We start from the raw sequence: 13,861 nt of genomic DNA, 5'->3' as shown, positions 1-13,861 counted from the left end.
AATGGTTAGCCTCAAACTATTGTTATCAGATATATGATAACCACAGCAAACGCAGTACCTTCAGGACGAAACATGGCAAACCTCTATGACCTTAAAAAATTCGATCTTAATCTGTTAGTCATTTTCGAGTGCATTTACCAACACCTTAGTATCAGTAAAGCCGCCGAGACGCTGTATATCACCCCCTCTGCCGTAAGCCAGTCACTGCAACGTCTGAGAGGACAACTCAACGATCCTCTGTTTATTCGTTCCGGTAAAGGGATCACGCCCACGACCGTCGGCGTCAATTTGCATCATCATCTGGAACAAAACCTGAACCAGCTGGAGCAGACTATCAATATCATGCACAGCAGCGGGTTGAAGAAGAACTTTGTCATTTATTGCCCGCATTTTATGAGTACGAAAGCAACGCTTGACCCTATAAAACTGCTCATGGACAACCATAACTATTCAATTGAATTGCATGATGTTTTTCTTTCTCATGATTCTGCGGAAGATCTCTTAGCCTACCGAAGAGCCGACCTGATATTTTCGTTTTCTTCTTCGAACAGTCACTCTATCGCCTGTAGCCTCTACCATAAGCTTCCTTTCGTTCTCGTTTGTCGGGAGGGTCATCCCCGTCTCAGCGAAAATCCTACGCGTGAAGAGATTCTGAATGAAAACTTCACCGCCTGGCTGAACGATGAGAACAGCTTCAAAGGCTATCAGGAAAAGGCCGATAACCTGTTATTCGAAAGAAATATCGTCTATCGTAGCGACTCTTTTATATCCCTTCTGTCGGCGATCGGTTCGTCCGACCTCATAGGATTAGTGCCCGCACCGGCCTTCGAACAATATGGGCCAGCCCTCAACCTGCGCAAAGTGGAAACAGATATTCAATTACCCAGCATTGATATTTACATGATGTACAATCGTTCCGCGCTCAATAGCTCGGCATTCGCGAGCTTTATTGAAGAAATATCCTTACCGTGAGATATTTCTGTGGTTCTCGCAAAAAATGGGAACCACACCGTTAAAACATTCATCACCGTTATAAAATTACGCGACATATCCGTTACATATCCAATTAATGATTGACTGTTATAATCCGCTCTCTAGTATTGACGCTACAGTCAGGTATTTATCCCTCAGGATGAGAATAAGCATGTCACTTTATAAATACCCTATAAATCAGGATGTACTTACTGCTGCCCGGGAGCGAATAAAATGGACTCTCGAAAATTTACCCAGAACCTGTGTCTCTTTTTCAGGAGGTAAAGACTCCACCGTCATGCTGCATCTGGTTGCCCGACAGGCGCGACTGATGAACATTAAAATAGATGTGCTCTTTATCGACTGGGAAGCGCAGTTTTCCCATACCATTACCCATGTGGAACATATGCGCGAGCTGTACAGCGATGTCATCGACCATTTCTGGTGGATCGCGCTTCCCCTGACAACGCAAAATTCACTGTCGCAATTCCAGCCGGAATGGCAATGCTGGGAACCCGGCACCCGATGGGTCCGCCAGCCACCTGACGATGCGATAACCGATCCCGCTTTTTTTCCCTTCTACCAGCCAGGCATGACGTTTGAAACCTTTGTCCGCAGTTTCTCCGACTGGTTCTCTCGCAATCGCCCGGCAGCAGTTCTGATTGGCATCCGCGCCGATGAGTCTTACAACCGTTTTCTGGCTATCGCGTCGGCGCGCAAGCAGCGGTTTGCCGACGATAAGCCCTGGACCACCGTCGCTCCGGGAGGACATGCCTGGTATATCTACCCTCTCTACGACTGGAAAACCGCCGATATATGGACCTGGTTCGCCAAATCGGGATGTTGCTATAACCCGCTCTATGACCTGATGTTTCAGGCTGGCGTGCCGCTACGCTACATGCGTATTTGTGAACCTTTTGGCCCGGAGCAGCGCCAGGGCTTATGGCTCTACCACGTTGTTGAACCCGATCGCTGGGCGGCCATGTGTGAGCGCGTGAGCGGTGCGCGCAGCGGGGGGATGTACGCCGGACACGATAACCATTTTTATGGTCACCGAAAAATTCTGAAACCCGAACATCTGTGCTGGCGGGAATATGCCATGCTGCTCCTCGACAGCATGCCGCAACATACGGCTGAGCATTACCGCAATAAAATCGCCATTTATCTGCACTGGTATCAGAAGAGAGGCCTGGAGGATATTCCCGATACCCAGGACGGTGATATTGGTGCCAAAGATATTCCCTCATGGCGCCGTATTTGTAAGGTTCTCCTTAATAACGACTACTGGTGCAGGGCGCTATCGTTTAGCCCAAACAAACCCAAACATTATCAGCGCTACAGCGACAGAGTGAAGGCGAAACGCAAGGAGTGGGGCATATTATGCGACAAAGACTAATCAACGAGATAGAAACGTACCTTCAGTCACTTCCCGAAGAGGATCGCATTAACGCCATAAATGCTTTTCGTGAGGCGATCCATCAACACAGTCCGTTTCGTGAGCAACCGATAGACTGCGTCCTCTGGATCAAACAAGACGCTATTACCGCTAACGACTACAACCCCAATAACGTTGCGCCACCAGAAAAACGGCTGCTCAGTAAGTCGCTGGAGCTCGATGGATTCACCCAACCTATCGTTGTGACAGAAAGTAAACCGCAACACTACGAAATTGTGGATGGTTTTCATCGCCATGAAATCGGTAAAAATCGGGCGGCGTTGAAGCATCAGCTCAAGGGGTATCTCCCCGTCACCTTCCTGCGCCAGGACCGACAGGATAAACATGACCGTATGGCTGCCACTATTCGTCACAACCGGGCGCGGGGTCGACACCAAATTAACGCCATGTCGGAGATCGTTCGCGAGCTGGTGCAGCTCGGCTGGAATGACGAGAGAATAAGCAAGGAGCTGGGAATGGACGGCGATGAAGTCTTGCGCCTCAAGCAAATCAACGGTCTGCTGGAGCTGTTTGCAGACCGCCGTTACTCAGAAGCCTGGACGGTGAAATAATCAGAGCGTGTTAAGACGCTCTGCCGCCGCCAGCAGCGTCGATTCCTGCTTCGCAAAGCAAAGACGAATCAGCTTATGCGGGAAGGGATCGGCGCAGAATACCGACAGCGGAATGGCGGCCACGCCCACCTCTTTCGTCAGCCACTGGCAGAAACTCACGTCGTCCAGATCCGATATCGCGCTGTAGTCGGCGAGCAGGAAATAGGTCCCTTCTGAGGGCAAAATTTCCAGACGGCTTTTGCTTAGCGCCGTCACAAACAGATCCCGACGTTCACGATAGAAGTGCGGCAGCTCGCGATAGTGCTCCGGCTCGGCGCGCAGCATATCCGCCAGCGCCAGCTGAGCCGGCGTGTTCACGGCAAAGGTCAGGTACTGGTGCACCTTGCGCAGCTCGGCGCTGATAGCCGCCGGTGCGACGCAGTAGCCCACTTTCCAGCCGGTCATATGGTAAGTCTTACCGAATGACGAGACGGCGACGGCGCGCTCGCGAAGCTGCGGGTGGGCCAGCACGCTGGCGTGTCCCTCTTCTGCAAAGCAGATGTGCTCGTAGACTTCATCGCTTAACACGTATATTTCACGTTCCGCAATCGCCTGCCACAGCGCGGCGAAATCGGCCTTTTGCCACACCGTCGCCGACGGGTTGTGCGGAGTATTCAGGATCACCAGGCGGGTTTTATCGCTCAGCAGCGCAGCAAACGCCTGCCAGTCAGGGCGAAAATGCGGCGGCTGAAGCGCCACGCGCTTCACCACGCCGCCGGAGAGTTCAACCGCAGGCGCATAGCTGTCGTAGCTCGGATCAAAGCAGATGACTTCATCGCCCGTACGCACCAGCGCGGTGATGGCCGCATACAGCGCTTCGGTCGCCCCTGCCGTCACCGTAATGTCGCTGTTCGCATCGGGCTTATGGCCGTACAGCTCCGCCGTTTTATCCGCAATGGCTTCCCGCAGCGCCTGCACGCCCGTCATCGGCGCATACTGATTTGCCCCCTGCGCCACGTGGTACGCCAGGCGCTCCTGCAGATAGGTCGGGCCGTCGAAATCCGGAAAGCCCTGAGAAAGGTTAATGGCGTTGTGCTGCTGCGCCAGAGCGCTCATCTGCGTAAAGATGGTAGTACCAAGATTGGGAAGTTTACTCTTCGGAATCAATGCGTTATTGCTCATTGTGTTGTGCCTGCTTGTAATACTTATGTTGCTGCCACTATAACACGATGTTAGTCTTTGGCAATCAAGACGCTTAGACGTCTAAACCATATGAATATTCCTGGCCGCGAGGGTAAAAGGAAATGACAGACAACCTGCAACTCACACATCTGGTCGACGCCTGCCGCTGGATTGGCGCCAAAGGCTGGGCGCCCGCCACCGGCGGCAATATGTCGGTGCGTCAGGACGAACGCCTCTGCTGGCTCAGCGAATCCGGCAAAGATAAAGGCAGCCTGACAACGGCGGACTTTCTGCAGGTTGAAATTGCCACCAACCGCGCGCCGTCTGGCCGCAGGCCGTCGGCGGAAACCGGTCTTCACACGCTGATTTATCGCCTGTTCCCGGACGCCAACGCCGTCCTGCACGTTCATACCGTCAACGCCACGGTGCTGTCGCGTCTGGTCAAAGAAGCCGAGCTCAACATCAGCGGCTTTGAGATGCAAAAATCCCTCACCGGGCAGACCACGCATCTGGATACGGTGGCTATCCCGGTCTTTGATAACGAGCAGGATATCGACGCCCTCGCCTCCCGAATCGCCCATTACGCGCAGGAGCGCCCGCTTAATTATGGTTTTCTTCTGCGCGGTCATGGCTTAACCTGCTGGGGACGCGACGTGGCCGAGGCCCGCCGTCATCTGGAAGGATTAGAATTCTTATTTGAATGCGAAATGCGTTTACGAAAACTGGAGAGAGTATGATTCGCGCGATTGTGACGGATATTGAAGGGACCACCAGCGATATCCGTTTTGTCCATGATGTTTTGTTCCCCTACGCGCGTGAGCGGCTGGCGGCCTTCGTGACCGCGCAGCAGTACGCCGAGCCGGTCAAATCCATTCTGGACAACCTGCGTGATGAAATCGGTCACCCGCACGCCAGCGTTAGCGAGCTTATCGACGCGCTGTTTGCCTTTATGGATGAGGACCGCAAATCCACGGCGCTAAAAGCCCTGCAGGGGATCATCTGGCATGACGGCTACGTGAACGGCGACTTTACCGGCCACCTCTATCCGGACGTACTGCCTGCGCTGGAAAAGTGGAAAGCGCAAGGGATTGATCTCTATGTTTATTCCTCTGGCTCCGTCGCCGCGCAGAAACTGTTATTTGGCTACAGCGACGAAGGTGATATTACTCATCTGTTCAGCGGCTATTTTGATACCCACATCGGCGCCAAGCGCGAGGTGCAGTCCTATCAGAACATTGCGGCACAAACGGGCATTGCCCCGTCGCAGATCCTGTTCCTGTCCGATATTCATCAGGAGCTGGACGCGGCTGAACAGGCAGGTTTTCGCACCCTGCAGCTGATTCGCGGTGATGATGACGGCGCAAGCCATCACCATCAGGTCCACCAGTTTGACGAGATTAATCCGGAGCAGATCCCTTCATGAGCGCATTGACCATTTATTCCGATAAAGACGCCAGTCAACCCCAGTGGCACAGCACCAATGCCGCCGAGATCGCCCAGCAGCTCAACGCTAAAGGCGTGCGGTTTGAACGCTGGGCTGCGGATCGCGATTTAGGACACGATCCCGCACCTGAAGCCGTGATCGAGGCGTATCAGCATGCGATCGACAAGCTGGTGGCAGAGAAAGGCTATCAGAGCTGGGACGTGATCAGCCTGCGCGCCGACAACCCGCAGAAAGAGGCGCTGCGCGCGAAGTTCCTGAACGAACACACCCACGGCGAAGACGAAGTGCGCTTCTTCGTGGAAGGCGCGGGGCTGTTCTGCCTGCACATTGGCGATGAGGTGTATCAGGTACTGTGCGAGAAAAACGACCTGATTTCCGTTCCCGCGGGCACGCCGCACTGGTTTGATATGGGCTCGGAACCGAACTTTACGGCGATCCGTATTTTCGATAACCCGGAAGGCTGGGTGGCGCAGTTTACGGGCGATGCCATCGCGGATGCGTATCCACGGTTAGCATAATCTTTTCTCCCTCTCCCTGTGGGAGAGGGTCAGGGTGAGGGCATCAGCGCGCGCTACGCGTTAAGCCCTTTTGCGTACCCCACCAGCTGATCCAGCACAATCCCCCACCCTTCGTGGAAGCCCATCTGTTCATGCTGCTCGCGGATTTCCTTCGTCGGATGACGCGCAATCGCCGTGTAGCGGGTCTTGCCCTCACCCACACCTTCCAGCAGCAGGATCGCCGTCATAAACGGCTTCTCGGCCGGTTTCCAGCCTTCGGTATAGCCGTCGGTAAAGACCAGCTTTTTACCGGGATCGATTTCAAGAAATACGCCCCGGTTATCCATCCGCTGACCGTCCACCTCAAACACGGTGTTGAACCGCCCGCCCACGCGCAGGTCGAGGTCGCATTCGGTCACCTTGTGGGGAGCAGGAATGAAGAAGTTTTTGATGTGTTCCGGCGTGGTCCAGCACAGCCACAGCAGGTCGCGCGGGGCATCCACCACGCGCTCCAGTTTTAAGTCAGTTTCAGGATCCAGCGTCACGATATTGTCCTCTTAAGGGAACCCCTTAAAGGATAGCCGGACTCAGGCGAATTTCCCGTTTGCCACCGCTTCCGGCGTGACCACACCGCTGTCCAGCACCCAGCCGCTAATGAGTGAGGCAGGCGTAACGTCAAACGCCGGGTTATAAACCTGCGCGTTTTCCGGCGCCCACTGCACCGCGCCAAAGCTTCCGGCCACGCCCGTCACCTCGCTGGCGGCGCGCTGCTCAATCGGGATCGCGTCCCCGTTCGGGCAGTCCGGATCGAGGGTCGTTTGCGGCGCGGCCACGTAGAACGGAATGCCGTGGAATTTCGCCAGCACCGCCAGGGAATAGGTGCCTATTTTGTTCGCCACGTCGCCGTTGGCGGCAATACGGTCTGCACCCACCCACACGGCGTCTACCAGCCCTTTCGCCATCAGGCTGGCGGCCATGGAATCGGTAATCAGCTGATACGGCACGCCCAGCTCGCCAAGCTCCCACGCGGTCAATCTGCCGCCCTGCAGCAGCGGACGGGTTTCATCCACCCAGACGTTGCTGACGTTACCCTCCTGATGCGCGCGGGCAATCACGCCCAATGCGGTGCCAACGCCCGCCGTTGCCAGCCCGCCGGTATTGCAGTGGGTCAGCAGGCGGCTGCCGGGCTTCACCAGCGCGCTGCCGGCTTTGGCAATCGCGTCGCAAAGCCGTTTGTCTTCGTCAATCAGGCGCAGCGCTTCGGCCACCAGCGCCGGAACATACTCTTCCTGCCACAGCGCAGTCTTCATGCGGTCGAGATTGTTCATCAGGTTCACCGCCGTCGGGCGGGAGGCGCGCAGGGTTTCCAGCGCCGCCGCCAGCTCGTCGCGGCTTTTGCCGTTTTCCGCCAGCAGCGCCAGCAGCAGGCTTGCAGAGAGACCAATCAGCGGCGCGCCGCGCACGCGCAGGGCATGGATATGCCCGACCAGCGCCTCGACCGTCGAGGCATCCAGCCAGCGTTTCTCCTGCGGAAGGGCCTGCTGGTCGAGAATAAAGAGCTGATTATCCGCCACCCGCAGGCTGGTCGTCTGTAATGTCTGCATGTCGTTAATTCCCTGTTGCGTTGTTGTAGCACATTGTGTCAGGATGAAATCCAGATGTATAGACGTCTACATGTCTTAATTAGAAAACTCGTGAGGAGCAGGCCATGTCGCAATACCGTACCTTTACCGCTCAGGACGCCGTGGAGTATGCCAGGCAGTTTGGCGGACTTGACGATCCTTCATCGCTGGTAGAGGCGCAGGAAGTAGGCGACGGCAACCTCAATCTGGTATTTAAAATTTTCGACGGCGCGGGCGTGAGCCGCATCGTCGTTAAGCAGGCGCTGCCCTACGTCCGCTGCGTCGGCGAATCCTGGCCGCTGACGCTGGACCGCGCCCGCCTTGAAGCGCAAACGCTGGTCGAGCACTACCAGCACAGCCCGCAGCACACCGTGAAAATCCACCACTTTGACCCGGAGCTGGCGGTGATGGTGATGGAAGATCTCTCCAGCCATCGCATCTGGCGCGGCGAGCTGATCAACAACATCTACTACCCGCAGGCGGCGCAGCAGCTGGGCGAATACCTCGCGCACGCGCTGTTCCACACCAGCGATTTCTATCTACACCCGCACGCCAAAAAATCGCAGGTAGCGAAATTCATCAACCCGGAGATGTGCGAGATCACCGAAGATCTGTTCTTCAACGATCCATACCAGATCCACGAGCGCAACAGCTACCCGGCCGAGCTGGAAAATGACGTCGCGGCCCTGCGCGACGACGCCCAGCTAAAAATTGCCGTGGCCTCCCTGAAGCACCGCTTCTTCTCGCACGCCGAAGCGCTCCTGCACGGCGATATTCACAGCGGCTCGATTTTTGTGGCCGACGGTAGCCTGAAGGCCATCGACGCCGAGTTCGGCTACTATGGCCCGATTGGCTTTGACGTCGGCACCGCCATCGGCAACCTGCTGCTGAACTTCTGCGGCCTGCCGGGGCACCTGGGCATTCGCGATGCCGCTGCCGCGCGCGAGCAGCGCCTGACCGATATTCAGGAGCTATGGAACACCTTCGCGGAACGCTTCCAGGCGCTGGCAAACGAGAAAACGCGCGACGCCGCGCTCGGCGCGCCGGGCTATGCCTCCGCGTTCCTGAAAAAGGTCTGGCATGACGCCATCGGCTTCTGCGGCACCGAGCTCATTCGCCGTAGCGTCGGGCTTTCCCACGTTGCGGATATCGACGCCATTCAGGACGAGGCGATGCGCCACGAGTGCCTGCGCCACGCAATAACGCTCGGCAAAGCGCTGATTGTCATTGCCGACCGCATCGACAGCGCCGAAGATCTGGTGGCACGGGTGCGTCAGTACAGCTGAGTGCATTTGGTTTTCTCCCTCTCCCCGTGGGAGAGGGAGAAAACCGCACTCACCCCAGATACTCAATCACCGACAGCCCGCCGTTATAATCCGTGCTGTAAATAATCCCCTGCGCATCCACAAACACGTCGCACGACTGGATCACCTGCGGGCGATTCGGCCGCGTGTCCATCATTCTCTCCGGCGCGGCGGGCACCAGTGCCCCGGTTTCCACCGGTCGATACGGATTGGAAATGTCGTACGCGCGCACGCCCGCGTTCTGATACGTCGCAAAAATCAGCGTCGAGCTGACAAAGCTCCCCGGCCGGTTCTCGTGCAGGTTATGCGGGCCAAAATGCGCCCCTTTCGCCACGTAGTCGGTTTCATCCGGCTGCGGGAAGGTCGAGATGCTGACCGGGTTCGACGGCTCGCGGATATCAAACAGCCAGATCAGCTTTTCGCCGTCCTCCTGGTTATCCAGCACCGCTTCGTCCAGCACCACCAGAAGATCGCGGTCCGGCAGCGGCAGCGCGGTGTGCGTCCCGCCGCCAAACGGCGGGCTCCAGTTGCGGTGGCTAATCAGCTTCGGCCGGGTGCGGTCCTTCACGTCCAGCAGCGTCAGGCCGCCGTCGCGCCAGCTGCCGTAGGCGGTATCGCCCGCGATAATCGCGTGGTGCAGCGCGTAGCGTTTCCCTTCCGGCCAGTTCGGCTTCTCCCCTTCGGCCTGGTTCATCCCCGGCAGCCACCAGCGCCCCGCCACTTCGGGCTTACGCGGATCGGCCAGATCGATGGTCAGGAAGATGTAGTCGGTAAAGCCGTCAATCAGCGCTGAAACGTAGGCCCAGCGTCCGCCGACGTACCAGATGCGGTGAATGCCGATGCCGCTCAGCGACAGAAAGCCGATTTCGCGCGGCCTGTCGGGCGTGGAAATATCAAACACGCGAAGTCCGGCGCTCCAGCCTTTGTCCTGCACGTCGCTGACGGTCTCCCCCACCTGGCGGGTGTAATAGACCTTCTCGTCGGCAAAGCGGGCATCGGCAAACAGATCCCGGGCGTTAATTACCAGCAGCAGGTCGTCATGCGCCTGCAGGTGCACGTTCCAGGTGCCGGGCGGCGCGGGCACGTAGCCCGCCGCTTTCGGGTTTTTCGGGTCGCGCACGTCCACAATCGAAAAGCCCTGCGACACCATATGGCCGATCCAGGCGAAACCGCGGTGCACCATCAACTGCACGCCATCCGGGCGACCGCCCTGATCGCTATGGCCAATCAGCCGCATGTTGCGGCTGTATTCAGGCGTAGGGAGCACGCTCATTTATTTTTCGCTTCCAGCGTCGCAAACCACGGCGCGATAAAATCTTCCGTCTGGCCCCAGCCCGGAATGATTTTCCCCAGCGACGCCACGTTCACCGGGCCCGGCTGGGCGGTCAGCAGCGCCTGAGGAATAGCCGCCGCCTTAAAATCGTAGGTCGCAGGCGTCGCTTCCCCGGCAATCTTGTTCGCCACCAGACGCACGTTCGTCGCGCCAATCAGCTTCGGATCCACCGCCACGCTTACCTTCCACGCGCTGCCCGGCTCGCGCATCAGCTGCAGATCCTGGTTGGAGATGTCGATGCTGTAGAGCTTAATTTCGGTGCGGCCGTTCTCTTTCAGCGCCTTATACGCGCCCTGGCTGAAGGCGTCCCAGGTTCCCCAGATGGCGTCGATTTTGCCTTTTGGGTATTTCGCCAGGATCGCGCCCACCTTGTTGGCGGTATCGCCCTGCACGTCAGAGGAGACGGCGCCGATAGACTCCAGCTCTTTGATGTCCGGATACTGTTTTTGCAGCTCTTTATAGGCCGCCTGACGACGCTCCATCGGCGGGAAGCCCGCCACCCACAGCTTGACGATATTGGCCTTGCCGTTGAAATCTTTCGCCAGCTGGCCGAAGGAGAGGTTCGTCAGGGAGGCATCGTCCTGCTGCGTGACGGTCACGCCCGGGATCTCGCCGTTAACCGCGGTATCGAATACTGAAACTTTGATCCCGGCATCCACCGCTTTCTTTACCAGCGCGGTAGAGTAAGGATCGCGCCCCTGGGACAGGATAATCCCGTCATACTTCTGGCTGATCGCCTGGTTCACAAAGTCCTGGAATTTGGCGTCGTCCCCGTTGCTTAAAAAGGTGCTGACCTTAAAGCCGAGCTTTTTCCCTTCCTGAATTGCCCCGGCAATAAACTGCGTGGTGTTGTCGTCTGAGCCGAGGTTACGGATCACCGCGATGCGGATGGGGCCGTCATGGTTCGCAATGGCTGCCGGAAGCGGCGCGGGCGTAGCCGCGAAGCCAGGCAGAGCAGTGAATAACCCTAATGCCACCAAAGAGAGTGCAATCTTTTTCATTTTTTATCCCGTTGTGTTGTCAGCGTTTTTGTATGTAGGTAATCGCCAGCGCTACCGCGAGCACCAGCCCTTTTATAATGTCCATGGCGTAATACGGCACGGAGAGCATCACCAGCCCGTTCGACAGCACGCCGAGAATCACCGCCCCCACCAGCGTCCCCAGGGCATTCGGCTTGCCGGATCCGGCCAGCGAGAAGCCAATCCACGCCGCCGCCACCGCATCCATCAGGTAGCCGCCGCCCGCATTCACCTGCGACGAACCGATGCGCGAAGCCAGCAAAATCCCGCCCAGTCCCGCCAGCAGCGAGGCAATCACGTAGGCCGCCACCTTGTAGCGCGTGGTGCGAATGCCGGAGAGACGCGCGGCTTCGGGGTTGCCGCCGATGGCGTACATCCGGCGCCCGTGAGTGGTCAACGAGAGGCCCAACTGCGCCAGAACGGTCACCACCAGCATGACGATCACGATGGTCGGCACCTGCCCCAGCAGGCTGAACGCCGCCGGAATGGTCCCTTCCGCCATGTCGCCGCTCGGCAGCACCATGTTCTCGGTAATCGACCCGCCGTAGCTGTAGGTCATCGCCACGCCCTGAATGACGAACAGGCTGGCAAGCGTCGCGAGCATGTCCGGAATACGCAGGATGACGATCAGAAAAGCGTTAAACAGCCCCACCAGGGTGCAGAGCGCGAGGGTGATCAGAATCGACTCGGTGGTACCAAAGCCGTGCCAGACGAAAAGTGAAATCACCAGCGCGTTCGCCAGCGAGGCGGTCGATCCGACCGACAGATCGAACCCGCCGATGGTCAACGATATCGACACGCCAATGGCAATCACCGTCACGATGGCAATCGAGCGCAGAATATTGATGATGTTGTTCGGATCGAGGAAGCTGTCCGACGCCAGGCCAAAGACGGCCACCAGCGCGACGACGGTCAACAGCATGCCCCACCTGTAGAGAAAATCGAAAATCTGCTGGCGGCCAGACGCCGCCGCGTTCACTGAAAGGGCCTTACTCACGACGCCGTTCCTCCGGTTGAATAATAAAGTAGTGTCTCTTCGCGGGCCTCGGCCCCGGCGATTTCCGCCACGATGCGCCCGTCCCACAGCACGCAGATGCGGTCGCATAGCCCGACCAGCTCGGCAAACTCGCCCGAGGCGTAAATCACCCCTTTGCCCTCGCGCGCCAGGCCGTCAATCAGCTGGAACAGATCGGTTTTGGCCTTCACGTCCACGCCTTTGGTCGGCTCGTCGAATATCAGCACGCTGGCGTCATTGCGCAGCCATTTGCCGATGGCGACCTTCTGCTGGTTGCCGCCGGAAAGACGGCGCAGCACCTGCCCTGGCCCGCGCGTACGCACGCCGACGCGGGCAATCACCTCTTCCGCCCAGCGCCACGCCTGACGATGGCCAAACAGGCTCCAGCGCGAAAAGCTGTTATCTGCCGTGACCGCCAGGTTCATGCTCACCGGCTCGTCGATAAAAATGCCCTCTTTGCGCCGTTCCTCCGGCACCAGCGCCAGACCGCGCAGCACGGAGTCGGCCGGATCGCGCGGCTGCCAGGATTGAAGATTCAGCTCACCGCGCGCCACGCGGCTTTTTGTGGCGCCAAAAAGCGCCTTGCAGAGTTCGGTTTTTCCCGCCCCCGCCAGCCCGGCAATCCCGAGGATTTCGCCTTTGCGCAGGTGCAGGGAAATATCTTTCAGCAGCGCGTCGTCGTGCAGACCTTCCACCCGCAGCAGCGTCTCGTCGCCGTGCGGCGGACGCGCGGGCGGATAGATATCGCTCAGCACGTGTCCGAGCATCTTCTCGACGATCGCTTCGCCGCTGAGATCGGCCATCGGGCCGGACTCGATCAGCTTGCCGTCGCGCAGCACCGTCAGGGTGTCGCAGATGGCCTTCAGCTCGTGAATGCGGTGGGAGATAAACACCACGCCGATGCCCTGCTGCTTTAAACGTCTCACTACCGCAAACAGGCGCTCGCTCTCATGCGCGTCCAGCGGCGCGGTGGGCTCATCAAGAATCAAAAAACGGCAGTGGTGGGACAAGGCGCGTGCCAGCAAAATCTGCTGCTTTTCGGCCAGCGAACAGCCGTCGATGGAACGGCGAACGTCCAGCGTCACGTCGAGCTGCGCCAGCGCCTGTCTCGCCTGCTGGCGGATCGCGCGCCAGCTGAAGCGATGCCCCGGCTGCGCCAGCTGGTCGAGCATGATGTTCTCAGCGATGCTTAACCCCGGGATCAGCGCTACGTCCACTTCCTGTTGCACAAGGTGGATCCCCAGCCGTTTGGCATCGAGCGGTTCACGGATGCTCACCGGCTGGTTGTTAATGCTGATCTCGCCCTCATAGTGGTCGTGCGTGCCGCACAGCACCGCCATCAGGGTCGATTTCCCCGCGCCGTTGGCGCCGGTCAGCGCGTGTACGGACCCGCCGGTTAAGGTGAAATTCACGCGCGACAGCGCCTGAAAGCCGGAAAAGGCCAGGCTGATACCGCGCATCTCAAGGCGACTGGAAACCATCCGCGT

The 13,861-nt window shown here is 58.1% G+C and carries 14 protein-coding genes; 7 read left to right on the top strand and 7 right to left on the bottom strand.

What is annotated here, in order from left to right; translation table 11 throughout:
• The first annotated feature begins 72 nt into the window (after positions 1-72).
• From citR to LA04_RS04030, 3 genes are all read left to right on the top strand, one after another.
• Positions 73-972: a DNA-binding transcriptional repressor CitR gene (gene citR, locus LA04_RS04040; RefSeq protein ID WP_047650563.1), complete on the top strand. Its 900-nt coding sequence runs from the start codon at positions 73-75 to the stop codon at positions 970-972.
• Between the two features lie 172 nt (positions 973-1,144).
• Positions 1,145-2,368 (top strand): phosphoadenosine phosphosulfate reductase, encoded by a 1,224-nt coding sequence (locus tag LA04_RS04035; protein ID WP_047650562.1) that lies wholly within the window; start codon positions 1,145-1,147, stop codon positions 2,366-2,368.
• On the top strand, positions 2,353-2,979 hold the full coding sequence (locus LA04_RS04030) for an IbrB-like domain-containing protein (RefSeq protein ID WP_047650561.1): 627 nt from the start codon (positions 2,353-2,355) through the stop codon (positions 2,977-2,979). The genes LA04_RS04035 and LA04_RS04030 overlap by 16 nt, the downstream gene beginning before the upstream one ends.
• Here the strand turns inward: LA04_RS04030 and LA04_RS04025 are convergent, their stop codons facing one another.
• Complete coding sequence (locus LA04_RS04025) at positions 2,980-4,140, bottom strand: pyridoxal phosphate-dependent aminotransferase (protein WP_047650560.1); 1,161 nt, start codon at positions 4,138-4,140, stop codon at positions 2,980-2,982. It abuts the gene before it with no gap.
• A 122-nt stretch (positions 4,141-4,262) separates the two neighbouring features.
• On the opposite strand from LA04_RS04025, the gene LA04_RS04020 reads away from it, so the two are divergent.
• From LA04_RS04020 to LA04_RS04010, 3 genes are read left to right on the top strand one after another with little or no spacing between them, the layout of a single operon-like run.
• A complete protein-coding gene (locus LA04_RS04020) occupies positions 4,263-4,877 on the top strand; it encodes a methylthioribulose 1-phosphate dehydratase (RefSeq protein WP_047650559.1) in 615 nt (204 codons plus the stop codon).
• A complete protein-coding gene (gene mtnC, locus LA04_RS04015) occupies positions 4,874-5,563 on the top strand; it encodes an acireductone synthase (RefSeq protein ID WP_023334872.1) in 690 nt (229 codons plus the stop codon). The genes LA04_RS04020 and mtnC overlap by 4 nt, the downstream gene beginning before the upstream one ends.
• Positions 5,560-6,102 carry a 1,2-dihydroxy-3-keto-5-methylthiopentene dioxygenase gene (locus tag LA04_RS04010; protein WP_047650558.1) on the top strand — a complete coding sequence of 181 codons (543 nt, stop codon included), beginning with the start codon at positions 5,560-5,562 and terminating at the stop codon, positions 6,100-6,102. The genes mtnC and LA04_RS04010 overlap by 4 nt, the downstream gene beginning before the upstream one ends.
• A gap of 53 nt (positions 6,103-6,155) precedes the next feature.
• Here LA04_RS04010 and LA04_RS04005 read toward each other — a convergent pair whose 3' ends face one another.
• Both LA04_RS04005 and mtnA read right to left on the bottom strand, forming a co-directional pair.
• Complete coding sequence (locus LA04_RS04005; RefSeq protein ID WP_047650557.1) at positions 6,156-6,626, bottom strand: SRPBCC family protein; 471 nt, start codon at positions 6,624-6,626, stop codon at positions 6,156-6,158.
• A gap of 42 nt (positions 6,627-6,668) precedes the next feature.
• On the bottom strand, positions 6,669-7,685 hold the full coding sequence (mtnA, locus tag LA04_RS04000; protein ID WP_047650556.1) for an S-methyl-5-thioribose-1-phosphate isomerase: 1,017 nt from the start codon (positions 7,683-7,685) through the stop codon (positions 6,669-6,671).
• Positions 7,686-7,789: 104 nt separating this feature from the next.
• Between mtnA and mtnK the strand changes: the two genes are divergently transcribed.
• Positions 7,790-8,989: an S-methyl-5-thioribose kinase gene (gene mtnK / locus LA04_RS03995; RefSeq protein WP_047650555.1), complete on the top strand. Its 1,200-nt coding sequence runs from the start codon at positions 7,790-7,792 to the stop codon at positions 8,987-8,989.
• 49 nt (positions 8,990-9,038) lie between these two features.
• On the opposite strand, the gene LA04_RS03990 is transcribed toward mtnK, so the two are convergent.
• Genes LA04_RS03990 through LA04_RS03975 form a run of 4 tightly spaced genes read right to left on the bottom strand, consistent with a single transcriptional unit; the run spans position 9,039 to position 13,855 of the window.
• Positions 9,039-10,280, bottom strand: coding sequence for an LVIVD repeat-containing protein (locus tag LA04_RS03990; protein WP_047650554.1), 1,242 nt, complete (start codon positions 10,278-10,280; stop codon positions 9,039-9,041).
• Positions 10,277-11,341: a sugar ABC transporter substrate-binding protein gene (locus LA04_RS03985; RefSeq protein ID WP_047650553.1), complete on the bottom strand. Its 1,065-nt coding sequence runs from the start codon at positions 11,339-11,341 to the stop codon at positions 10,277-10,279. The genes LA04_RS03990 and LA04_RS03985 overlap by 4 nt, the downstream gene beginning before the upstream one ends.
• Positions 11,342-11,360: 19 nt before the next feature.
• Entirely contained in the window at positions 11,361-12,356 is a 996-nt protein-coding gene (locus tag LA04_RS03980; RefSeq protein WP_023334863.1) for an ABC transporter permease, read from the bottom strand.
• Entirely contained in the window at positions 12,353-13,855 is a 1,503-nt protein-coding gene (locus LA04_RS03975; protein ID WP_047650552.1) for a sugar ABC transporter ATP-binding protein, read from the bottom strand. Before LA04_RS03975 ends, LA04_RS03980 begins: the two co-directional genes overlap by 4 nt.
• Positions 13,856-13,861: the final 6 nt, after the last annotated feature.

It is taken from the genome of Enterobacter sp. UCD-UG_FMILLET (assembly GCF_000762975.1).
GTDB lineage: Bacteria > Pseudomonadota > Gammaproteobacteria > Enterobacterales > Enterobacteriaceae > Enterobacter > Enterobacter dykesii.
Note: the sequence above shows the minus strand (reverse complement) of the source record. Positions and strands in the feature narration are given on the sequence as shown.

Excerpts from the sequence above, each read along its gene's own strand:
- mtnK (WP_047650555.1), top strand. The coding sequence starts at position 7,790 with ATGTCGCAATACCGTACCTTTACCGCTCAGGACGCCGTGGAGTATGCC.
- LA04_RS04010 (WP_047650558.1), top strand. The coding sequence starts at position 5,560 with ATGAGCGCATTGACCATTTATTCCGATAAAGACGCCAGTCAACCCCAG.
- citR (WP_047650563.1), top strand. The coding sequence starts at position 73 with ATGGCAAACCTCTATGACCTTAAAAAATTCGATCTTAATCTGTTAGTC.
- mtnA (WP_047650556.1), bottom strand. The coding sequence starts at position 7,685 with ATGCAGACATTACAGACGACCAGCCTGCGGGTGGCGGATAATCAGCTC.
- LA04_RS03990 (WP_047650554.1), bottom strand. The coding sequence starts at position 10,280 with ATGAGCGTGCTCCCTACGCCTGAATACAGCCGCAACATGCGGCTGATT.
- LA04_RS04035 (WP_047650562.1), top strand. The coding sequence starts at position 1,145 with ATGTCACTTTATAAATACCCTATAAATCAGGATGTACTTACTGCTGCC.
- LA04_RS03985 (WP_047650553.1), bottom strand. The coding sequence starts at position 11,341 with ATGAAAAAGATTGCACTCTCTTTGGTGGCATTAGGGTTATTCACTGCT.
- LA04_RS04025 (WP_047650560.1), bottom strand. The coding sequence starts at position 4,140 with ATGAGCAATAACGCATTGATTCCGAAGAGTAAACTTCCCAATCTTGGT.
- LA04_RS04020 (WP_047650559.1), top strand. The coding sequence starts at position 4,263 with ATGACAGACAACCTGCAACTCACACATCTGGTCGACGCCTGCCGCTGG.
- LA04_RS04030 (WP_047650561.1), top strand. The coding sequence starts at position 2,353 with ATGCGACAAAGACTAATCAACGAGATAGAAACGTACCTTCAGTCACTT.
- mtnC (WP_023334872.1), top strand. The coding sequence starts at position 4,874 with ATGATTCGCGCGATTGTGACGGATATTGAAGGGACCACCAGCGATATC.
- LA04_RS03975 (WP_047650552.1), bottom strand. The coding sequence starts at position 13,855 with ATGGTTTCCAGTCGCCTTGAGATGCGCGGTATCAGCCTGGCCTTTTCC.